This window comes from Novosphingobium mangrovisedimenti, from assembly GCF_025153475.1.
Lineage (GTDB): Bacteria > Pseudomonadota > Alphaproteobacteria > Sphingomonadales > Sphingomonadaceae > Novosphingobium > Novosphingobium mangrovi_A.
The window spans coordinates 37,184-58,669 of the sequence record NZ_JANZXA010000002.1; the positions used below are offsets into that span (position 1 = coordinate 37,184).

A 21,486-nucleotide genomic window follows, 5' to 3' on the forward strand; every position below is an offset into this window, starting at 1 on the left:
ATTGGGCCAGGCCTGCCGACTGCTCCCTCAAGGTTTATGAATTTCGAGCTTTACCAAGTCTGGCTTAGCGGAATCGGAAACTTGTAAACCTGGCTCCCCCGGAGGTGCCGCTGAAGCGGATCATGTGAGATTTGATGGGGCGACCCGGAACGTTGCAGGAACGAATTTTTGCGGGCCTTTCGGTCCCTGACTTGAAGCAGGTTTCTGCTTTTGTTCACGGCTGGCGAATGCCAGAAATCCGCCACTTTTGTAAGTTTCGAGTCCTTGAATTGGACTCGAACCTCTAGGCCACATTGAAATGCGGGCTTTTCTGCGGGCCTTCGTAAAAACCACATCGCCTATGTGGCTGTTATACCACACAAAATATAATAAGATGCGAGTCCTCTTCTGGCACCATTTGTTCTCCTGGCAACGTCCATTGACGTCCAGGAAGTGGCTGAAATCCGCCATTTTTTGTGTTATGATCGTCCAGTCAAATCCGGGCGTATCCGGTACCAACCAGGAACAATGAGGGTATTTCTGAAGGTACCGAAATCGCCTTTTTGAAGGGCGATACCGGCATGAACACCCTTTTCGCGACCACGGTCCTCAACGCCAAGCCCGCCGAACGGGACTACAAGCTGTCCGACGGCGGCGGCCTCTATCTTCTCATCAAGCCGAGCGGCAGCAAGCTGTGGCGCATGAACTACCGCTATCTCGGCAAGCATCGCCCCCTTTCCTTCGGTGCCTGGCCCGAAGTCAGCCTTGCCGATGCACGCGTGCGCCGGGAAGACGCGCGGCGGATGATCGCTGCCGGCCTCGATCCCTCGCACGAACAGAAACTCGCTGCAGCACGCGAAAAGGTCTCCGAGGAGAACAGCTTCAAGCTGGTCGCCGAGGAATGGGTGGCAAAGAACGAACGCGAAGGCATGGCGGAAATCACGCTGAGCAAGATTCGCTGGCTGCTCGAAAAGGCCTACCCCAAAATCGGCAACCGGCCGGTCGCAAAGATCACCGCGCAAGAAGTGCTCGGCGTGCTTCGTGCGATCGAGGCGACGGGACGCTATGAAAGTGCCCGGCGCATGCGCTGCGTGCTCAGCCGCGTGTTTCGCTACGCGATTGCCACGACCCGGGCCGAACACGATCCAGCGCGTGACCTGCGCGGCGCGCTCACGGTGCCCAAGGCCAAGCATCTGGCGGCCATCACCACCGAAAAAGGCGCAGGTGAACTCATGCGCGCGATCGAGGGGTACACGGGTCATGCCATCACCCTCTTTGCCCTGCGGCTGTCCGCGCATCTCTTCGTTCGGCCCGGCGAACTGCGTCAGGCGGAGTGGAGCGAATTCGACTTCGATCGCTCGCTCTGGAATATCCCGGCCGAGAAAATGAAGATGCGCCGGCCGCACCGGGTTCCGCTGTCGCGCCAGGTAACCGCGCTGTTCGAGCAGCTCTGGGACCTGACCGGCACGGGACGGTACTGCTTCCCCTCGTTCCGCTCGCCGCGCCGGCCGATGTCGGAAAACACGGTCAATGCCGCGCTGAGAGTTCTGGGCTTCGGGCCAGCAGTCGGATATCGACGCTCGTGCCGCCCCCCGGCGCATAACCGCGGCAGACAAACAGTGGACCTCGGGAATACTGATGCTCGACCACACGCCGCTCGAAGACGCTGTCGCCGCCATCAATCGCTACAACCGCGTTCAGGTGCGGCTAGCGGTGCCTGACCCTTCCCATCTAACGATGACGGGCGGGTTTCGCGTGCGCGATCCGGAAGGATTTGCGCGCGCCGTGGCTGCCGCTTTCCGCCTCGCGGTCCAACATCCGGATACATCGACCATTCTGCTCGCCCCGCGGCCGTAACATTCACCCAGCCACGTGACGTAAAGAAAGTTGGCGGGTGTTTTCCGCACCCGGCGTCTCTTCCCCATCCCGCAATCAGGCGGCCCCAGGGGGGAGAACGAAAACATGATCCGAGTTCAGGAAATTCTGGCTAGCACCGCCGCAGTGGCGCTCATGGCGGCGGCATCGAGCGCCGAAGCGCAGGACAGCCGAAAGCTCGATATCATCCTGCCGGCGCAGCCGCTGGGCGCGTCCCTGCGCACGCTGGCACAGCAATCCGGCAGCACCGTTCTGGCCGACGACACCGTGATCGCAGACCGGCAAGCGCCGGCCATCCGAGGCTCCTATACTCTCGAACAGGCCTTGACGCTGCTGCTCGCAGGCTCGGGCCTTTCCTTCGACCGTATCGGCAAGAGCTTCGTGGTCCGGCGCGCCGCTTCGACAGGCGACGATAATGCGATCGTCGTGACCGGAAGCCGCATCCGCGGCGCGCCCGTGGCTTCACCGGTCATCCGCATCGGCCAGCAGGACATGCGCGATGAAGGCCAAACGAGCCTTGGCGATGTGGTACGGAGCATTCCGCAGGCCTTCGGCGGCGGCCAGAACCCCGGCGTCGGCAACAACGTCCCGGCGTCGAGCGGGATCAATGTCGGCAGCGCATCGACGATCAATCTGCGCGGTCTCGGAAGCGATGCAACGCTCACGCTGATCGACGGCCACCGGCTCGCCTACAACGGCTCGCGCCAGGGCATCGACGTCTCGGCCATTCCGCTCAGCATCGTCGACAGGATCGAGATCGTCGCCGATGGCGCCTCGGCGCTCTACGGCTCGGACGCCGTTGCCGGTGTGGCCAATGTGATCCTGAAGCGTGACTATCAGGGCCTCGAGACGCGCGCGGACATCGGCGGGGCAACCGATGGCGGCGATTTCAGCCAGCGATATGGCGCGGTCCCGGACAGCGCTGGGCGTCGGGAGGGCTCATCGACGACACGATTGAGGTTCGGCCAAATGCCCACATCTTTGTTGCTGATCGCGCCTCTTGGGACGAGGACCTAGGGGGCCTGCCGATGATCGAGACATTTCCGAGCTAGTCCGAACACGCCGACTTAACGGACATTTCCGACCTCTTCAGCCCCTACCGAAAGCGGCCTTACGTTCATGTGAATTACCTCGACAACGAAGGGCGAGTTTCGAGATGGATTTGGGGAGCCTGGAGGTCCGGAATGCCGGGGGGGAGCGGTCATTGACCCTCTACTAATCAACAGGAATGGGCAGGCTTTTCACCGCATTCAATAGCGATTTGTTGCGGGCTGCATTTTGAGACGCGTTGCATCCAAAGTCTGCCAAAAAATGCTCGTCCAGTCCGCTACCAACCCAACGAATATAGACTGCTCCCGCATCGCGGATCTGAGGGCTTCCGTCCGGACACCCCTGCTGGATGAACTGCAATGCGCTGCTGTCACTATAAGGCGTGGCGGCTTGTCTATATGGTTCTAGTCGCTTTCGAAATTGATCGAATTGTTGAGGCGTGACATTGAACGCTCCAACCTTTCTACTTGGATCCAACTCGAAATGTCCTTCACCTTGGCGCGTTAGCGAAATATCTACCGAGGACCAACCCGAGACCCTTAAATCTATTTCGTCGATCTTTCCGTCAGAAGCCTCAGAACACGCTCCAACTGTGATCAAGAACGAGAGTGCGAGCAGAGACCTCATCACATTGACATGCACCGGAAACGAAACGGCAGCAATGTCGGCGGCTCCGGTAAGGCCGGTTTCCGGTTAAAATGTTGAAACGCCGCCGTTCGCGTTCAGCCAAGCTGAGCCGGCAGCAGGCGCCGACATAGCCGTCGTTCAGGCCTTCGCGACCGACCCATGAGAAGCGGCCATACATTCATCCCCTGCTATTAGGCCGCACTCTGTTAGGCCGCACTCTGTCGATCTGCATCTGGTCTCACGCACCGCAGAGCGGCTGTTCGCGTTCGCGGGCCCTGTCTCGAGCGGTGAGGCCGACAACCGCAAATCCAATGACGGATATCGCCGCGCCAGCCAGAGCCACAGTCGGATAGCCTAGGCCCGCAGCGATGACGCCGCCGCCCAAGGCTGCACCGATCGCGTTGCCCAGATTGAACGCGCCGATGTTGACGGCCGAGGCCAGATTGGGCGCGTCGGCCGCGGCGGTCATCACGCGCACCTGAAGCGGCGGCACCAGGGCGAAGCTGGCAACGCCCCACAGGAATACTAGGATCGCGGTCGGCACGGCGAAGGACATCAGCAGCGCGAAGGCGACAAGGATCGCAGTCAGCGAAGCGAGAGTCACAATCAGCGTGCGATCGACAGATTGATCGGCGAACCGCCCACCCAGCCAGTTCCCCACCGTCAGCCCGACACCATAAGTGACGAGCATTGCCGTGACGAAACCGAGCGATGCGTGCGTGACCTCGCGCAGGATCGGTGCGATATAGGTGAAGACCGTGAACATCGCGCTCGACCCGACCACGGTCAGGGCCAAGGCGCCCAGCACAGGACCGCGCGTGAGGACGCGCAGCTCTGAAATCGCATTGCCGCCGACCGGAACGGGCAACGCCGGCAGCGTCAGCCGCAGAGCGGCCATGGTTGCGAGCCCGAGCCCCGCGATCCCCCAGAAGGCGGCACGCCATCCGAGATGCTCGCCCGCCCAGGTCGCGAGCGGAACGCCGACGACATTGGCAATGGTGAGCCCCATGAACATCGCCGCAACGGCGCCCGCGCGCCGCTGCGGCGGTACTAGGCTGGCGGCGACGACCGAGCCGATACCGAAAAAGGCGCCATGGTTGAACGATGTGATGACCCGCGCGATCAGGAGTATCCAGTAACTGGTGGATATGGCCGCCAACAGGTTGCCGAGCGTGAAGATGCCGGCCAGCCCGATCAGCAGCGTACGGCGTGGCACGCGTCCGGTGGTCAGCGTCATCAGCGGCGCGCCGATCATCACGCCCAGCGCATAGGCGCTGATGAGCAGCCCCGCTACCGGGATCGAGACATGGAGGCCGATTGCGATGACGGGCAGCAGGCCCATTGGCGCGAACTCTGTGACGCCGATACCGAACGCGCCGACGGCAAGAGCGAGCAAGCCAGGATTGAGTTTCATTGCATGGATTCCGTTCAGATCAGCGCGGGATTGAGGCGGGCAAAACCCTCTTGCTGCCGGTACGGGGTGTGCGGATAGGGCGGCAGCCTGTCGCTCGCGGCATCCAGCGAGGCGATCTGCTCGGGCGTCAGCGACCAGCCGACCGCGCCGAGATTCTGGCGGAGCTGCTCCTCGTTGCGCGCGCCGATGATGACCGAGGAAACGGTCGGACGCTGCAACAGCCAGTTGATGGCGATCTGCGGCACGGTCTTGTCCGTCTCCGCGGCGACCGCCTCGATCGCGTCGATCACGCGATAGAGATGCTCCTGCGTGACCGGCGGCGCGAACTGCTCGGTCTCGTGCAGCCGGCTGCCGTCCGGGATCGGGCGGTTGCGTCCGATCTTGCCGGTCAGCCGTCCCCAGCCGAGCGGGCTCCACACCAGCGCGCCGATGCCCTGATCCGCGCCCAGCGGCATGAGATCGTCCTCATAGGCGCGGCCGATCAGCGAATAATAGACCTGATGCGCGACCAGGCGCGGCAGACCGTGCTGGCGCGCGAAAGCCTGCGCCTTCATGAGCTGCCAGCCGGGATAGTTGGAGACGCCGGCATAGCGCAGCTTCCCCGACGCGATCAGCTGCCCAAGCGTCTCCATCAGCTCCTCGACCGGAGTCGAGGCGTCGAAGGCATGGAGTTGCAGCAGGTCGATATGATCGGTGGCGAGGCGACGGAGCGCGTCCTCCACGGCGCGGACCAGCCTTGCCCGCGATACGCCCCAGTCGGCGGGACCATCGCCCATGGGGAGCCCAGTCTTGGTCGAGATCAGCACCGCGTCGCGCCGGCCCTTGATCGCGTCACCCAATATCTCTTCGGAAGCGCCGTTCGAATAGACGTCGGCGGTGTCGAACAGGGTCACGCCGGCCTCGAGGCAGATGTCGATCAGCCGCCGCGCCTCGCGCGCATCGCTTTGTCCCCAGGCACTGAACAACGGACCCCGGCCGCCGAACGTGCCGGTACCGAAGCTCAGGGCAGGGACGCGAAGACCGGATGCGCCAAGTTGCCGATAGTCCATGTGAAAACCTTTCGATTGCTATGCTGGCGCATAAATGGAAGATCGTCGCCAAGCTTGGTAGGGCCGTTGCACGCGAAGGATTTTTGAAATGGACGCAAAGACGGCCGTCGGCGCGGATCGCGCCCGCGCCCTCGAAATCTTCGCGACGGTGATCGATGCCGGCAGCTTCTCCGCCGCCGGGCGCCTGCTCGACCTGACACCGTCGGCGGTCAGCCGCACGATCGACCGGGTCGAGGCGCGGCTCGGCGTCCGACTGCTGCTGCGCTCCACCCGCACGCTGACGCTCACGGCCGAAGGTCAGGCCTATCTGCTGGCGGCCCGCCGCATTCTGTCCGATCTCGACGATGCCGAGCAGGAGATCGCCGATCAGGGCGCGCCGCGCGGGCGATTGCGAGTGAGCGCGGCGCTATCGCACGGCCGGCTGTGCATCGTCCCCTTGCTGGGTGCGTTCGCCCGCCGCTATCCGCACATATTGGTCGATATCGCACTCACCGACGCGCTGGTTGACGTGGCTGGCGGACAGGCCGATGTCGCGGTTCGCTTCGGCCGGCTCGCCGACAGCATGTTGACCGCGCGCAAGATCGGGGAGACGGGCCGCGTGATCGTCGCCTCGCCCGACTACCTCGCCCGCTACGGCACGCCTCGGACCCCCGAGGATCTGCACGGCCATAACTGCCTGAACTTCAATTTCCGCCGCGCCGAGCCGACCTGGCCTTTCCGCCGTGATGGTCAGGATTTCTCGCTCAGCGTGCAGGGCAATATCGAGGCCAACAATGGTGAGACCCTAGGGCAGCTAGCGGCCAATGGAGTGGGTGTCACACGCGTCGGCGCGTTCAGTGTTGCGGCCGAACTGGCGAGCGGGACGCTGATCCCGCTGCTCGAGGCGTTCAACCCCGGCGATGTTGAACTGATCCATGCCGTTTTTGTCGGCGGGACTAACATTCCCGCACGCGTCCGTATGTTCGTGGACTTCTTGGTCGAGAGCTTGCGCTGATGATGGAAGCGCCGGCAAAGCGGACGTTTGAAACCAAGGGATGGCTCCCTGCTTGCGGTCATCCGTTCATGCGCCCTCGCGCACCTCTATGCTGCTCCTCGGTGACAGCGCCCGGGAGTAGTGAGTTGCCTGACCTTTGTCTTCTTTCCAACAGCTCAGTCCCTAACACCCATAGCGTGGCGTCGCAGAACGAGGTGCGCTAGGCTTGGGCCATGACCCAATCTACCGAAGGCTCCTGTCTGTGCGGCGCTGTCCGCTTCCGCATCGAAGGTGCGTTCGAGAGCTTCTTCCTGTGTCATTGCGGGCGCTGCCGCAAGGACACAGGATCGGCTCATGGTGCAAACCTATTCTCCTCGACGGCGCGGCTCGAATGGCTTGCGGGTGAAAGATTGGTAAGGACCTATCGCCTTCCCGACACGCGCCACGAGAAGAGCTTCTGTGGCACCTGCGGGTCGCCGCTCCCGCGGGTGCAGGAAGGTGTGGGCATGTTAGTCGTGCCAGCAGGCAGTCTCGACGACACGATTGAGGTTCGGCCGAATGCCCACATCTTTGTTGCTCATCGCGCCACTTGGGACGAGGACCTAGAGAGCCTGCCGATGATCGAGACATTTCCGGGCTAGGCTGTAGTGACAAATTAATCACTTAAGCCATAGCATGATGCTTGCGAGTTTGATGAAACCGAGGAAGTTGGCGGCGAGTTTGTCGTATCGGGTGGCGATACGGCGGTATTGCTTGAGCTTGGCGAAAAAGCCCTCGATGCCCCATCGGTTCTTGTAGGCGATGCGGTCATAGTCGCGCGGCTGCTTGCGATGGCGGCGGGGCAGGATGACGACGGCTCCGCCCTGCGCTTCGATCTTCTCGCACAAGCTGTTGGTATCATAAGCTTTATCGGCGAGAACTTGTTCGGCTTCCAGGCCCTCGATCAGGTCGTTTGCGGGTGCCATGTCGTTCTACTGCCCGGGCCCCAGAGCAAAGCGTACCGGCAGACCAAGGGCATCAACTACAGCGTGGATTTTGGTGCCGAAGCCGCCGCGTGACCGGCCAAGAGCCTGGGCTTCCTGCCCCCCTTTTTCGCCGTGCCCCGGCCGCTTGAGCCTGAGCACGGATGACGGTTGCATCAAGGGCGATCCATTCCATGTCCGGATCATTCGATACCGCCTCGAAAATCCGGTCGAACACACTCTGCTCGATCCAGCGATAATAGCGCCGCTTCACCGTTTGGTAGGGGCCGAACCGCTCGGGCAGATCACGCCAGCGCCCGCCCGAGCGCGCTACCCACAGGATCGCATCGAAAAAACGCCGCCCATCGCTTCTCGGACCCCGCCGTCCCTTGCGACCACCCGGCACAAACTCCCGAAGCCGCTCCCATTGATCGTCCCGAAGTACCTCACCTTCCACACCAGCCTCCAAAAGCAAGTGTTGAATCAGAACTTACAGAAAATGGGAATCCCTAAAATGTCACTACAGCCTAGTCCGAACACGCCTGAATAGCCGCCGTTCAGCCGTTCAAACCGGCTTCTCGAAACCTTCCGTTTGTTCAGCAAGCTCTCACGGCGGACCGAGCGACCAGATCTGGGACATTCCAGCCGGTCGCCGCTTCTACTGGGAACGTCCGGCTACGCCCAAACCGGGCATTCGTCGGGCTGCGACAGCCCTCTCTCCTACGTCAGGGCTTTCGGACGAACCCGCAAGTCTCCTTTTAGAAGTTCATCAGCAGAAACAGTCACTTGTTCACGATCCATCGTGCCGCTTGGCGAATGCCTGCTTGGGAGAAATTATGGGAGGTAAGTAATTTAACTTTGATGTTTCGTTAGATGCTGTCAGTTAATTTAGAGACCGTTCTATTGGCGACATCGATGAATGCAATATTGTATAGGTCATTTGTCTTTACTATCTATGTGTGGCACGACATCATTGTCTCGGGTTCCTGACCACTCTAAGCAAATTGCCCCCGTAGATCATTCTTGCGCGTGGGCATTTACATACCGCTGATACCATCTCCGACGATGGGCCACATTGTGAACGACGCGCAGGCTACTCTCTTGGGTATTTTCTGAGAAAATCCATCTTGCCTAATGCATTAATTCCGGCGACTGGGGGCGTTCTTTCAGAATAACAGGTGCCTGGCAGGGCATGGAAATCCAGGAGGAGATCTTGTCCTATCGCCGCTGGCGTGCCGGGAATCTCTCGTACGACGAACGTTCAAATTCTCTTTCCCTGAATGAAACGCCTCTGTTTCTGGACCGGACAGCTCAGGCCATTCTCATTGCGCTGCTTCGGGCGAATGGTGCGCCTGTCAGCAAGGACAACCTGCTCGAAGCCGGCTGGCCGGGACGTCTGGTCCACGAGAATTCCCTTGCGAAGGCTGTTGGCCGGGTGCGCAGTACGCTGGGTGAGGAAGGTCATCGGGTCGAGGCGGTCTACGGACAGGGCTACCGGCTTGTCAGCGGCGAGCCTGTCGAAACAGAACTGTCCGATGACGTAGCTGAACCGTTGGCAGTGCCCGTGGTGCGTCCAGACTGGCTCCAGAGGCTTTCCTGCAAGCGCGTAAGGGCGGTGTTGGCGATAGGAACTGTCGTCGTCGCAGCGGCAACCGGTGCTGTAATATACAGCGCGTCGCACGCGCGAGCGGGTGATGAACAGGTCGAGCAGCTGGTCTCTTTCCTTTCGGCCGACCTGCTTGAACCGGCGGATCCTTATAGCCCCAGGCGAGATAGCAAATCCTTGCGTGTAGTCGTTGAAAAGACGGCTGCGACGATGAATGAACGTTTCAAAGACCAGCCAGACACGCTCATTTCCCTTAATCGGGTCATAGCCAATGCCTTCAGTGGCTGGGGAGAATACCAGAAGGCGATCTTTCATCTGGACGCTGCGGCTGCGCTGGAACAGAGCACGAATGGCACGAGCACGGAGGCTTACGCACAGGTCGAGGCCTCGCTTTGCCAGGCATTGCGGCTGGCAGGGCACACGGGAAGAGCACGCATAGCTTGCCATTCCGCTGTTGAGATAGACAGCCGGCTGCACTTTCCAGATCTTGCACACGCGCAGGTAACGCAGGCGAAGCTGTTCTTTGAAACCGGGCAATATGAAAGGGCTGCCACGGAGCTGGATGCAGTCCTGAACATTTCGGGACCCATTGACCCAAGCGTTGAGGCGGATGCGAACTGGTTCCTCGGACTCAGTTTGCGCAAGCTCGCGCGCTTCGATCAGGCTGATGCCGCGTTCCGCCGGCACATCCAGTTGCGCGAAAAGCAGGTCGGGAGCGATCATCCGCTTACGGCGTGGGCCCTCGCCGATTACGGCGATTTTCTTGTCGATCGGGGAGACTTCGCGAGGGCGGAGGCCAACTTGCTCAAGGCCCGGGCGATTTTCGTCGAAACGCTGGGCAAGGACCATCCGGAATCTCTGTCTCCGCAATACAGCCTGGGCGTTCTCCGGCTCTGGGAGGGACGGCCTGCGGATGCGAGAACCCTTCTTGTTCCCGTCCTCAAACACTATCGCAAAGAGCTTGGCTCGGATCATTTCTGGACGCTGTACGCGATGACGGAACTGGCGCTCGCGGACGCCCAGTTGGGCGATCGCACGGAAGCGGCCCGGCTGCTCGACGAGGCGCGTCAGATCGGAATCCGCACACTTTACGGCCTCGATGCAAAAGCATCCCATTTCCATTTGCGTTGGGCCCGGACATTCCTGGCGCTTGGGGAGGCCGATCCGGCCGAACAGGAAATCCAGGCTGCCCGTGACACGATCTCACGCAGTTTTGCTCCGGCGCATCCCTGGCAGGCGCGCGTTCACTGTCTCTCGGCGCATTTGTTTGCGTTGCGCCAGTCCCGGTCTCTGGAGCAGCGTGAGGCGGCGAGATGCGAAAGTGGTCTGCGTGCCGCAGGCGTGCCGCCCAGCTATGCGCTCTGGAGGGAAGTCGAGGCGTTCCGGAAGAACTCTGGCTGATGTGAATTAAGTGACTGTAAAATTTGAAATTTCATAATTTTCATATTTCAGACACTTCAGTTTTCAGATTGTTTCAGGCTGCCGGCAAAGAACCGGCACTTGTGCCTGTGCCTCTTTGGAGGATGCCACGGGGGGCACAAGGCATTCTGCAGCAGCTTAAGGCAAGCGGGACCTGAGTACGTCCAACCCGTCCGGAGACAAATGCGGACGCCGGTTCGTGGTGAACTGTGAAGATGTGCAAAAGGACCAGAAAATAGCCATGCCCGAGCGCTCGAAGACCGACCTGAACAAGCTGCCGCTGCTCCCGTCCGCGAAGACCAGTGCCCGTGGCATGGAATCTGGCTGGCGCCGTTTTCTGATCGGCACGGCTGCAAGTGTCAGCATTGCGCTTGCGGGCTGCCAAGATGGCGGCGTTGTTTCCACGCCCACACCGACGCCCACACCGACGCCGACGCCCACACCGACGCCGACACCCACACCGACGCCGACACCCACACCGACGCCGACACCCACACCGACGCCGACACCCACACCGACGCCGACACCCACACCGACGCCGACACCCACACCCACACCGACACCCACTCCGACGCCGGCCCCTCTGGCAATCAGCGCTGCAGGTGCAACGATTTCGGTCAACGGTAGCGGCGACATAGTCGCTCCCGCTACGCCCTTCTCGATCACCGGCACGTCAACCGACGATGCAACCGGCGGTGAATCGACTGTCGCTTTGAATTTCACGAGCGCGAACGGGACGGTTTCCGCCTCGTATTACTCGGGCGATACTACCAGCACGGCGCTTGCGGGAGGGACTGCCGAGGCTGCCGAGGCAACTGTCACGGCAAGCTCCGACAGTGCGATCTCTGCCGGCACCGGCGTCGTGAGGGTCTTCGATTTCGCAGATGCCCTTCTGTACACCTCCTATGGCCTGTGGGAAATTGCTTCCGATCAGGATGCCCTCTCGACTTATGCCGGTGTATTCGCCGGTGGTACCGAAACGGAACTGACGGCCAATATGCCAACAACCGGCAGCGCGACCTATTCCGGCAACGCCGTCGGCTATGTGGTCGATCCTTCCAGTGCGAGTGCATATGGAACGGCGGGCCGCTTCTACGGAGATGCGACGCTGACTGCCGATTTTGCCGGCAATTCGCTTTCCGGATCGATCTCAAACAACACCGTTTACAGTGTTGGCGATGGACAAGAGACCCTGGCTATCGGTGCCATGAACGACATCGCTCTGAGCGCCACAATTTCGGGCAACACCTACTCCGGAACGGCGACAGCGAGCAGCGATACCGGCAATGTGTTCGACATTGTCGGAGCGGTTGGCACGCTCAATGGCGCCTTCTACGGAAGCGGGGCTGCGGAAACCGGCGGTATTTTCTCGCTGGAAGGTGGAACCAACGGGGTCACCGTGATCGGTTCATTCGGCGCCGCGAAGTAAGCCAAGCCCCGGTATCGGCCTGCTGCGGACATTCAGCCGCATGTCCGCAGCAGGTCGTGCCTTCTGTTTTCGGCCCCGTAATCGCCAGGCTCCGCGCGTTAGGGAAGTCCTGCGAGCTGGATTACGCCGCGGGGCTATATCCCGGTAACCCAGACGAACGGTCATAGCTGATGCAATTGCTCCTGCCGGCTGCAGTCATGGCCGCAGCACTCGCAGACCCTGTCCAGCCTGGAGCGGACGTGCCGGAACCACCTGCCGCGCCGCAAACTGCCGGCCCGGCCGAAACTCTCGAGCGGGCCAAATGGCTCATCTTCAAGAAGAGGCCGGACGAAGCGCGCAAGGCGCTTGAGGGACTGGCGCTGAATAGCGGAAAAATGCCGCGCCAGCAGGTTAACGAGGTGCAGTTCCTGATCGGCCTGATCGATATCACTGACGAGGACTACCCGTCTGCCATTTCCCATTTCCGCCGGATCCTGGCATCGGATCCCGGCGCCGTGCGCGTGCGGCTGGAGCTGGGTCGTGCCTTTTTCCTGAACGACGATTACAACAATGCCCGGCGGCAGTTCCTGTTCGCAAGGGCCGGCGACGTGCCGGCCACGGTCCGTGAGAATATCGACCGCTACCTCGTCGCGATCCGATCCTTGCGCACGACGAAATTCACCTTTTCGATATCGCTCGCCAGCGACACGAACCTGAACGCGGGCCCTTCGGCGGATACGATCACGATTTACGGCTTGCCGTTCCAGCTTTCGAAATCGGCGCGGGCGAACAGCGGGACTGGCCTCGCCATCGATGCCGGGGCGGAATATGCCCCGCGCATCGCCAAACGGCTGAAATGGCGCATGGGGGCGCAGCTCCACCGGGCCCAGTATCGCTACACCGAGTTTGATGACATGACCATGAGTGCCTACACCGGGCCTCATCTCACGCTGAGGAAATGGGACTTCAACCTCCTCGCCACGGCTGCCCGGCGCTGGTACGGCAATCATGTCTATACCGATATCTTCGGTGGTCGTGTTTCCGCGACCTATTTCGTCACCTCGCGGCTCGGTATCGGCGCAGCACTTGCCGTCAATCATCTGAACTACCTGCGCTACACTCCGCAAAGCGGCACGGGCGGTAATGTGTCGATGAACATGTTCTACACGCCCAGCACATCCAGCATTCTGCGCGCGCGCGCCACCCTTGGACGGCAGGATGCGAAGGACAAGGCATTTGCCAATCACCTTCAGCAGTTCAACGTGAGTGTGACCAAGGAACTGGGAAGCGGCTTCACGGTCACCGCTTCACCGACTTACAGCAGAATCGCCTACGATGCGCGATTGGCCGCGTTCGACCGGCGCCGGATAGATCACCAGTTTATGGGGAGCCTGACGGTGCTCAATCGCAAGATCGACGTCCTGGGTATCACGCCGCGTATCGTCTACTCGTATACCGACAATGCCAGTTCGATTCCGCTCTACCGCTACACCAAGCACCGGGTCGAAGTCGGCCTTACCACGCAGTTCTGATCCCATGACATCCCGGCCAGACAATTCCGATTTCCTCTGCTACGTCGCGCCGGGCTGGGAGCCACGGATCCGCGCGGCCTCCAGCAAGAGGGACTGGATGGACGCCGCGCCGGAATCCTTTCCCTATCGCTGCCTGCCCCTTGCCATTGCCAACAGCCACGGCTGGGAAATCCTGAGCCCCTGCGGTTTCGAGGTTGTCTGGAATGGCGGGGTGGCACCGGAGGACGTGACGGTCCGCGCCGACGAGGGCGCGCGCGAACACGAGATTCCTGTCGCCCTTTTTGGCCTAGGCTCGTTCACGATCCATGTGCAGGGGCTGTTCCGCACGCCGCCGGGCTGGAACCTTTACGTCTCGGGCCCGCCCAATGCAGCCAAGGACGGAGCGGTGCCGCTGGCGGGCATCGTCGAGACGGACTGGTCGCCCTATACGTTTACGATGAACTGGCGGCTTACCCGCCCCGGCCATCCCGTTCGTTTCGAAGAGAACGAACCGATCGCCCAAATCTTTCCGGTCGAGCGCGGTGCCATCGAGAAGATGCAACCCCGTGTGGTGCCGCTTTCGGATAACCCTGAACTGGAAGCCGAGTTCAGAAACTGGTCGCATTCCCGCGATGCCTTTCAGGCCAGGGTCGCGGCCAACCCGCCGGACAAGCCCGCCGACAAATGGCAAAAGCTCTATTATCGCGGTCTGATGCCGGGTGGCCGCTGTCCGGTCGCGGATCATCAGGGCAAGCTGCATGTTCCGGAATTTGCCAATGCGCCCGCGATCCCGGAAACGGGGGCCGTGGCTTCAATTCCGCCGCAAAACGATCAGGAGGCGCTCCGGCAGGCGCAATGGAAGATCGCGAAGTACGAATGGTTGCTGGAAACGCTTGAACAACAGCGGGCGCTTACGCCGACGGGCACGAGCATTTTCCGCTGCCAAGACGTGCCGCCTGACGAATTCCTCGAGCATTTCTATGCGCCCGGAAGGCCTGTGGTCCTGACTGGTCTGCTCGAGGATTGGCCGGCGCTGTACAGATGGACGCCGCAATACTTGCGGGAGCGCATCGGCGAGGCTCAGGTCGAATGCCAGGCGGGCCGCAGCGGCAATGCGCGCTTCGAACTCGACAAGGAAGCCCATGCCGTACGAATGCCTTTCAGTGACTTTATCGATGCCATTTCCGCAGCACAGGGCAATGATCTTTACCTGACAGCCTTCAATTCGCGCGCCAATGGCGAGGCGCTGGCTCCGCTGGAAGCGGATATTGGCCGCATCGACAGTCTTCTCGACCATCCGGAAGGTTCGAGCGGCGGCATGGTCTGGATCGGGCCGGCCGGCACCTTCACGCCGCTGCACCATGATCTGACGAACAACCTGCTGGTGCAAATCGTGGGACGCAAACAGGTAATCCTGCTGCCTCCATCGGACACACCCAAACTGCAAAACGATGTCCATGTCTTCAGCGCAATTTCCGACGTCGCCGATCCCGCGCTGGATCGCAAACTCTATCCACACATCGGGGCCTTGCGGACTTACGAGATCATCCTCGAACCGGGTGAGGCACTGTTTTTGCCGCTTGGCTGGTGGCATCAGGTCCGCTCACTCGATTTCAGCGTATCCATGACATTCACCAATTTTCGCTGGTCGAACGCGGGCTATCGCGGCCATCCCGTTGCGCCATGGCTGGCTTCATGAAAATCTCATCACTGTCTCCCAGACTTACCGGTGCATTGCTGGGGCTTTTTTCGCTGGCCTTGTTCTGCTGGCATATCGCGAGGCCCGATCACCCCTACTTTGACGAGACGCATTACGTGCCAGCGGCAAGAGCGCTGCTCGAACGCGGCGTTCCGCTCAACCCGGAACACCCGCTTTTCGCCAAGGCCCTGATCGCGGCGGGCATTGCGCTGTTCGGGGACAATCCTCTGGGCTGGCGCCTCCCGGGCGCGTTGTGTGGCACCCTGGGAATCGTCGCGGTCTACTGGATTGCCATCCACGTCTTTGCCGATCGGCGCGCAGCACTGGCGACGGCCTTGCTGGTGCTGTTCAACCAGACCTATTTCATCCAGGCGCGCATCGCGATGCTGGAGATGCCGATGATGGCATTCCTGCTGATTGGCGCGGGATGTCTGTTCCATGCTGGAAAAGCAGGCGGTGAATGGCGGAGATGGGCAATGGTCGGGGCCGTTTGCATGGGTCTTGCCACGGGCTCGAAATGGCTGGCGGCACCTTATGCCGGACTTTACGTGCTCCTCGCCTGTCGGCTGACATGGAAGAGGGCCACCTGTGAGAGCACTGCCCGCAGCCTATTCTGCATCCGCGAGGGCCTGACGCTGTCGCTCATCATGGGAATCGTTTATCTGGCGACCTTCCTGCCGCTGTTCTTTTCCCGGCAGGCTCCCATGACGCTGGCCGGACTGATCCCGTTCCAGTTCAAAATGTTGGCCTTGCAGCGCGGCAGCTTGGCCCCGCATCCCTACCAGAGCAGCTGGTGGCAATGGCCCCTGATGCTCCGGCCCATCTGGTACCTCTTTGAAAAGCGGGAGGGGGCCTATCAGGCGGTATTGCTGGTCGGAAACCCGGTGCTTTACTGGTCCGGCCTTCTGGCTGGCCTTGCGATCCTGTCCGGCTGGATGAAATCGCGCAGCGGCGCGGCCATCGGCTGCACGGCGCTGTTTGCAGGGTCTGTCCTCATGTGGGCTGTGATCCCGAAGCAGATCGGCTTCTTCTACTACTACAACTTTTCGGCGATCATACTCTGCTTCGTCGCCGTGGCATTTCTGATGGCATTGGGCAGTCGCGGAGAACGCATGCTGCACTGGTACGTTTCCGCCAGTGCCCTCGCGTTCCTGTACTTTCTGCCCATCATTTCAGCTTCGCAGCTGCCAACGGACGACACCTGGACCCAATGGGTCTGGATGAAGTCCTGGTACTAATACTTCCAGGCTCACAGCCGTCCGGCGACAGATGAATGGCCGGCTGTATCGGGAAGCCGATCTGCGAGCGGGAGCGTCCGGTTTGGCGCCGGATCCCGCCGGACGGCCTGACGTAGCCCGAATGACTGCTCTTTTCAGATTGCGACGTTCACGCCGCCAGAAGCGAACGTCGCAATCTGGTCGGAATCCGAAATCGCCGTCGAACGCCAAAATTATTCCCGGTCGCCCCGTCTTCGCATTATCAACGCTGCATGGCGTTCGGCGTTTTCATCCACCGGTCTGATTCGATTTGCCGCCTGCCATCCTACTCGGCCTTGCTGCGCAGCAGCTTGCCGGCAAGCTGGAGACGATCGAGCATGTCAACGTGACACCCGATCTGCTCGCTGCGGTCCTGGGCGAGTTTCGCAAGGCTCCGGCGCTGACCGACGCACGGTAAAGCCGCAAGACAAGAGAGGCTTCCATGGCCAATCTCACCCCCCGCGCCGTCTTCGTGACGCGCGAGACCGACTACGAACTGCTGATTGCCCGGCACGCGACCCGCGATCAGGCGCGCTTCTTTCTCGAGACGCGAGGCCAGCGGATCGAGGAAGTCGAGGCGCGCCATCACCGGTTCCAAGCGGTGCTCGCCTCGGCGCGGGCCGCCGTGCCGGTGGAGTGGCGGCAGGCCCTGGTAAAGCGCGCCGACCTCGACCGCTTCCTCTTCGCGCCCGACGATGTCGTGGTGCCGGTCGGGCAGGATGGGCTGGTGGCCAACGTCGCCAAGTATCTGGGCGGGCAGCCGGTGATCGGCGTCAATCCAGCCCCCGATCTCTATGACGGTGTGCTGGTGCGGATCGCGGTCGAGAACCTGGCAAAGCTCTTTCCCGCCAGTGTCGCCGGGGCAGCCGGGGTCGAGCGCCGTACCATGGTGCAGGCCACGCTCGACGGTGGCGAAACGCTGACCGCGCTCAATGAAATCTTCGTGGGCCACGGCAGCCACCAGTCCGCGCGCTATCGCATCGAAGCCGGCGGCATGACGGAAGACCACAGCTCGTCAGGCCTGATCGTCGCGTCGGGCACGGGCGCTACCGGCTGGGCGCGCTCGATTGCCGATGCCACGCATCTGGAGCTGGCGCTCGGCCTCGAGGAGCGCGCTGTCGGATACTGGGTTCGCGAACCCTTCCCGAGCGTGGCCACCGCCACGGCCATGCGTGCGGGCAAGATCACCGGCCGCGCGCTGACCGTCACCTCCCGCATGAACGACGGCGGCGTGATCTTCGCCGATGGTATCGAGCAGGACTTCATCGGCTTCGACTGGGGCCGCAGCGTGCAGATCGCGCCCGCCACGCGTTCCCTTCACCTCGTGATCGGGTAAGGATCGCATCATGACCGTCACCGACATCGCCCAGCGCACATACGACCATAATTTCCGGCTGGACCCGATCGTCCGCAGCCTGCTCGACACGGACTTCTACAAGCTGCTGATGCTGCAGATGGTCCAGCACATCCACCCGGACGTGCAGGCCACCTTCTCGCTGATCAACCGGACGAAATCGGTGCGGCTCGCCGACGTGATCGACGAGGACGAACTGCGCGCCCAGCTCGATCATGCGCGCGGTGTCCGCTTTACCAAGAAGGAGCTGATCTGGCTGGCGGGCAACAGCTTCTATGGCAAGCAGCAGATGTTCAGCCCAGACTTCATTGCCTGGCTCGCGGACTTCAAGCTGCCCGCCTACGACTTACGCAAGGCCAATGGCCAGTATGAACTACAGTTCGAGGGACCATGGACTCACACCATGATGTGGGAGATTCCCGCGCTAGCCATCGTCAACGAACTGAAATCACGCGCCGCGATGCAAGGCAAGGGCAAGTTCGCGCTCGATATCCTCTATGCCCGCGCCAAGGCACGGCTGTGGGAGAAAGTCGAACGGCTGCGCCAGCTCCCCGATCTCGTCATTTCCGATTTCGGCACGCGGCGGCGCCATGGGTTTCTGTGGCAACGCTGGTGCGTCGAAGCGCTCAAGGAAGGACTGGGCAGCCGCTTTATCGGCACTTCGAACGTCCTGCTGGCCATGGACGCCGATCTGGAAGCGATCGGCACCAATGCGCACGAGCTGCCGATGGTCGCGGCAGCTCTTGCCGAGAGTGATGAGGCGCTCGCCCGCGCGCCTTATCAGGTTCTTGAGAATTGGCAGCAGCACTACAACGGCAATCTGCTGATCGCCCTTCCCGATGCCTTCGGCACCACGGCCTTCCTGAAGAACGCCCCCTCTTGGCTGGCCGGTTGGACCGGTTTCCGCCCGGACAGCGCGCCGCCGATCGAGGGCGGCGAGCAGATCATCCGCTGGTGGCAGGAACAAGGTGTCGATCCGCGCCAAAAGCTGCTGATCTTTTCGGACGGCATGGATATCGACGCGATCGAGGAAACCTACCGGCACTTTCACGGCCGCGTGCGCATGAGCTTCGGCTGGGGCACCAACCTGACCAATGATTTCCGAGGCTGCGATCCGGATGGCGCTTCGGGCCTGGAGCCCATTTCTCTGGTGTGCAAAGTGACATCGGTCAATGGCCGCCCGGCGGTAAAACTATCCGATAATCCCGCCAAGGCGACCGGCGATCCGAAAGAAATCGAGCGCTATTTGAGAGTATTTGGGTCTGCTGGCCGCACGCCGTCCGCCGTCGCGGTGTGACAGTCGTTTAGAAGCCGATCGGTTGGATAGCATCGGACTTGGCCGCCACTTCGGCACGCAGGCGCGCCACGATTTCATTCGCATCGCGTGTCGGATCATACCGCAACTGGCGGGCAACCACGGCAAGATCGCCCGGCGTCAGTCCGTGAACTGATGCCAGCGAGGCCGGAGGCTCCATCCCGAAGAAGCCGGCGAAGGCCCTCCCCGCCTTCGCGCCTGAAAGCGCCCGCAGTTCCAGCTTGAAGACAAAGCGCCGCAGCGTTGCCGGGTCCAGTCTTGCCGCATGGTTGGTGGCCGCCACGACCGGCAGGGGGTGGCGGTCCAGCCATGTCAGCAGTTCGTTGACCTGGCTGACTTCCCAGTTCGCCCGTGCGGTGCTGCGGTCAAACAGCAGCGAGTCCACTTCGTCGAACAGGAGCACGCATTCCTTGTGCCGCGCTTCGACAAAAGCTTCCGCGATACGCTGCTCGCTCTCCCCGACCCATTTTGACAGCAGGTCCGAAGTGCGGCGCACCAGCAGCGGACGGTCGAGGACGCGTGCGAAGTGATGCGCGAGCGCAGTCTTGCCGGTGCCGGGAATACCGGTGAGCAGTAGCGAAACGTTCAAATATTCGGTCTGCCGCAACTGTTCGAACAGCGGCGCAAGGGGGCGGTCGGTTTCGAACAGGTCGAGATCGACGGGCCCCGGCGCATCGGCCGGAAGGTCGTTTTCATCGCGAAGCGCCTTCACCAGCGAACGCGCGGAACGCAGCCCGCCATCGGTTTCACCCGCCAGCCGGGCACCGCGCGTCGAGACGCGCAGGACCGAGGCGGCCTCTGGAGCGCTTTCGAGAAGCCCGTCCCACCCCGCGCCCGGCGTCACACCCTCTTCCTGCGCGACATGATCCAGCATTCGCAGGGCGACTTTCCTTGTCGGCAAGTCGATCTTGAGTACGTGGCTCATGCGCCGCAGGATCGCCGGATCGACATTGCCGATCGCGTTGGTGGTCCAGATCACCGGAACCGGGTTGGTTTCCAGCAGGCGGTTGACGAAGACCTTGCTGCCTTCGCGTCCCCGCATCCAGTCACCCTGCGCAGGCTGGGCATCGCCGATCAGATCCTCCATCTCGTCGAAGATCAGCGCGGCATCGCCCTTCCCGGCCAGCAGGCGCTGGCCCATCTGGAACGCGGCGATGCGATCACGCCGGTTGGGTTCATCCCCGTCTTCATCGGCTTCCCCGGCACCGTGCAGGGTAAAACCAGCGGCGGCGGCCAGACTGCGGGCAAACTCGGTCTTGCCTGTGCCCGGCGGACCGTGGATCAGGATGTTGACGCCCTGGGCACGCTCGCGGCGCCCCCCTTCGAGCAGACGGCGCAGAAAGTCCGCATCCTCGACATGGGCAAAGGCCGACATCGGCAGCCCTGCCGCATGGCGCGGGCCGACCATCAGTGCGACGATTCCAGCTTCGCTCTGCGGCAGCCGGTCGAGCAGGTTTTCGAGCGCCCAGCGCGTTTCGAGCCGCACCTGCCCGCGCCAGTCGGCCCGAAAGGTTGCAAGACCGAGACGGAACAGCGGGTTCAACCGCACGCGCCGCTCCGCTTCCTGCGGCTCCGCCCCTGCTGCCTCGCCAATCGTTGCCGGGACGTTGTGACCGGAGCGGGCCAGGATATCGTCAAGCTCGCCGGGCAGGGACAGGCGGTCGAGTGCGAAAGTCACTTCGACAATCGCACTGTCGACAGGATCGAGGCGCAGCAGCGCCGAAAGCTCGCGGGCAAGGCGAAGCACGCCGTCGCCGTCATCGGCGCAGCTGCCATCGTCTGCAACCGCGCGCTTTAGCGCCATCCAGGTAAGTTTTTTCGCCTCCGCGGCCTTGAGGCCGAAGAGCATGCGGCCATGGGTCCGCCCGAATTCGAGCAGATCCTTGGCCGGTTGCGTGGTCGCGTGAACGCCGCGCATGGCCCGGCGCATCATGCGCCGGATGATCTGAATCTGGTTCATAAATCTCGCTTCGCGAGCGGCCACGCAAA

The 21,486-nt window shown here is 61.9% G+C and carries 16 protein-coding genes and 1 pseudogene; 12 read left to right on the forward strand and 5 right to left on the reverse strand.

The annotated features are described in order from the left end of the window. Nucleotides 1–560: 560 nt before the first annotated feature. Together NZK81_RS03745 and NZK81_RS03750 are read left to right on the forward strand one after the other, a co-directional pair. Nucleotides 561–1,700: a tyrosine-type recombinase/integrase gene (locus NZK81_RS03745; RefSeq protein WP_260044034.1), complete on the forward strand. Its 1,140-nt coding sequence runs from the start codon at nucleotides 561–563 to the stop codon at nucleotides 1,698–1,700. Between the two features lie 241 nt (nucleotides 1,701–1,941). Further along, the gene (locus tag NZK81_RS03750) at nucleotides 1,942–2,871 is read left to right on the forward strand and encodes a TonB-dependent receptor (protein WP_260044036.1); all 930 of its coding nucleotides are present in this window, start codon (nucleotides 1,942–1,944) and stop codon (nucleotides 2,869–2,871) included. A 198-nt stretch (nucleotides 2,872–3,069) separates the two neighbouring features. Here NZK81_RS03750 and NZK81_RS03755 read toward each other — a convergent pair whose 3' ends face one another. From NZK81_RS03755 to NZK81_RS03765, 3 genes are all read right to left on the reverse strand, one after another. Further along, complete coding sequence (locus tag NZK81_RS03755) at nucleotides 3,070–3,531, reverse strand: hypothetical protein (RefSeq protein WP_260044038.1); 462 nt, start codon at nucleotides 3,529–3,531, stop codon at nucleotides 3,070–3,072. Nucleotides 3,532–3,769: 238 nt separating this feature from the next. Continuing rightward, entirely contained in the window at nucleotides 3,770–4,945 is a 1,176-nt protein-coding gene (locus NZK81_RS03760) for an MFS transporter (protein WP_260044040.1), read from the reverse strand. A gap of 14 nt (nucleotides 4,946–4,959) precedes the next feature. Further along, the gene (locus NZK81_RS03765) at nucleotides 4,960–5,994 is read right to left on the reverse strand and encodes an aldo/keto reductase (RefSeq protein ID WP_260044042.1); all 1,035 of its coding nucleotides are present in this window, start codon (nucleotides 5,992–5,994) and stop codon (nucleotides 4,960–4,962) included. 88 nt (nucleotides 5,995–6,082) lie between these two features. Here NZK81_RS03765 and NZK81_RS03770 point away from each other — a divergent pair, with 88 nt between their 5' ends. Together NZK81_RS03770 and NZK81_RS03775 are read left to right on the forward strand one after the other, a co-directional pair. Next, entirely contained in the window at nucleotides 6,083–6,988 is a 906-nt protein-coding gene (locus NZK81_RS03770; protein ID WP_260044044.1) for a LysR substrate-binding domain-containing protein, read from the forward strand. A 212-nt stretch (nucleotides 6,989–7,200) separates the two neighbouring features. After that, nucleotides 7,201–7,608, forward strand: a complete 408-nt coding sequence (locus tag NZK81_RS03775; RefSeq protein ID WP_260044046.1) for a GFA family protein — start codon at nucleotides 7,201–7,203, stop codon at nucleotides 7,606–7,608. Between the two features lie 18 nt (nucleotides 7,609–7,626). Here NZK81_RS03775 and NZK81_RS03780 read toward each other — a convergent pair. Next, a pseudogene (locus NZK81_RS03780) lies at nucleotides 7,627–8,386 on the reverse strand (IS5 family transposase). A gap of 735 nt (nucleotides 8,387–9,121) precedes the next feature. Here NZK81_RS03780 and NZK81_RS03785 point away from each other — a divergent pair. From NZK81_RS03785 to pncB, 8 genes are all read left to right on the forward strand, one after another. Beyond that, on the forward strand, nucleotides 9,122–10,936 hold the full coding sequence (locus tag NZK81_RS03785; protein WP_260044048.1) for a tetratricopeptide repeat protein: 1,815 nt from the start codon (nucleotides 9,122–9,124) through the stop codon (nucleotides 10,934–10,936). 259 nt (nucleotides 10,937–11,195) lie between these two features. After that, nucleotides 11,196–12,383 carry a transferrin-binding protein-like solute binding protein gene (locus NZK81_RS03790; protein WP_260044050.1) on the forward strand — a complete coding sequence of 396 codons (1,188 nt, stop codon included), beginning with the start codon at nucleotides 11,196–11,198 and terminating at the stop codon, nucleotides 12,381–12,383. A 197-nt stretch (nucleotides 12,384–12,580) separates the two neighbouring features. Continuing rightward, complete coding sequence (locus NZK81_RS03795) at nucleotides 12,581–13,894, forward strand: surface lipoprotein assembly modifier (RefSeq protein WP_260044051.1); 1,314 nt, start codon at nucleotides 12,581–12,583, stop codon at nucleotides 13,892–13,894. Between the two features lie 4 nt (nucleotides 13,895–13,898). Continuing rightward, nucleotides 13,899–15,572 (forward strand): cupin-like domain-containing protein, encoded by a 1,674-nt coding sequence (locus NZK81_RS03800; protein ID WP_260044052.1) that lies wholly within the window; start codon nucleotides 13,899–13,901, stop codon nucleotides 15,570–15,572. Continuing rightward, complete coding sequence (locus NZK81_RS03805) at nucleotides 15,569–16,810, forward strand: phospholipid carrier-dependent glycosyltransferase (protein WP_260044054.1); 1,242 nt, start codon at nucleotides 15,569–15,571, stop codon at nucleotides 16,808–16,810. The genes NZK81_RS03800 and NZK81_RS03805 overlap by 4 nt, the downstream gene beginning before the upstream one ends. A 289-nt stretch (nucleotides 16,811–17,099) precedes the next feature. Next, nucleotides 17,100–17,246, forward strand: coding sequence for a hypothetical protein (locus NZK81_RS03810; RefSeq protein ID WP_260044056.1), 147 nt, complete (start codon nucleotides 17,100–17,102; stop codon nucleotides 17,244–17,246). A gap of 24 nt (nucleotides 17,247–17,270) precedes the next feature. Next, nucleotides 17,271–18,164 (forward strand): hypothetical protein, encoded by an 894-nt coding sequence (locus NZK81_RS03815; protein ID WP_260044058.1) that lies wholly within the window; start codon nucleotides 17,271–17,273, stop codon nucleotides 18,162–18,164. Between the two features lie 10 nt (nucleotides 18,165–18,174). Continuing rightward, nucleotides 18,175–19,479: a nicotinate phosphoribosyltransferase gene (gene pncB, locus NZK81_RS03820; RefSeq protein WP_260044060.1), complete on the forward strand. Its 1,305-nt coding sequence runs from the start codon at nucleotides 18,175–18,177 to the stop codon at nucleotides 19,477–19,479. Nucleotides 19,480–19,486: 7 nt separating this feature from the next. On the opposite strand, the gene NZK81_RS03825 is transcribed toward pncB, so the two are convergent. After that, entirely contained in the window at nucleotides 19,487–21,457 is a 1,971-nt protein-coding gene (locus NZK81_RS03825; RefSeq protein ID WP_260044061.1) for an AAA family ATPase, read from the reverse strand. Nucleotides 21,458–21,486 lie beyond the last annotated feature (29 nt).

Bases quoted from the DNA above. Each gene is read 5' to 3' on its own strand.
- pncB (WP_260044060.1), top strand. From the start codon at position 18,175: ATGACCGTCACCGACATCGCCCAGCGCACATACGACCATAATTTCCGG.
- NZK81_RS03750 (WP_260044036.1), top strand. From the start codon at position 1,942: ATGATCCGAGTTCAGGAAATTCTGGCTAGCACCGCCGCAGTGGCGCTC.
- NZK81_RS03755 (WP_260044038.1), bottom strand. From the start codon at position 3,531: ATGAGGTCTCTGCTCGCACTCTCGTTCTTGATCACAGTTGGAGCGTGT.
- NZK81_RS03815 (WP_260044058.1), top strand. From the start codon at position 17,271: ATGGCCAATCTCACCCCCCGCGCCGTCTTCGTGACGCGCGAGACCGAC.
- NZK81_RS03785 (WP_260044048.1), top strand. From the start codon at position 9,122: ATGGAAATCCAGGAGGAGATCTTGTCCTATCGCCGCTGGCGTGCCGGG.
- NZK81_RS03760 (WP_260044040.1), bottom strand. From the start codon at position 4,945: ATGAAACTCAATCCTGGCTTGCTCGCTCTTGCCGTCGGCGCGTTCGGT.
- NZK81_RS03770 (WP_260044044.1), top strand. From the start codon at position 6,083: ATGGACGCAAAGACGGCCGTCGGCGCGGATCGCGCCCGCGCCCTCGAA.
- NZK81_RS03765 (WP_260044042.1), bottom strand. From the start codon at position 5,994: ATGGACTATCGGCAACTTGGCGCATCCGGTCTTCGCGTCCCTGCCCTG.
- NZK81_RS03800 (WP_260044052.1), top strand. From the start codon at position 13,899: ATGACATCCCGGCCAGACAATTCCGATTTCCTCTGCTACGTCGCGCCG.
- NZK81_RS03795 (WP_260044051.1), top strand. From the start codon at position 12,581: ATGGCCGCAGCACTCGCAGACCCTGTCCAGCCTGGAGCGGACGTGCCG.
- NZK81_RS03805 (WP_260044054.1), top strand. From the start codon at position 15,569: ATGAAAATCTCATCACTGTCTCCCAGACTTACCGGTGCATTGCTGGGG.
- NZK81_RS03825 (WP_260044061.1), bottom strand. From the start codon at position 21,457: ATGAACCAGATTCAGATCATCCGGCGCATGATGCGCCGGGCCATGCGC.
- NZK81_RS03790 (WP_260044050.1), top strand. From the start codon at position 11,196: ATGCCCGAGCGCTCGAAGACCGACCTGAACAAGCTGCCGCTGCTCCCG.
- NZK81_RS03745 (WP_260044034.1), top strand. From the start codon at position 561: ATGAACACCCTTTTCGCGACCACGGTCCTCAACGCCAAGCCCGCCGAA.
- NZK81_RS03775 (WP_260044046.1), top strand. From the start codon at position 7,201: ATGACCCAATCTACCGAAGGCTCCTGTCTGTGCGGCGCTGTCCGCTTC.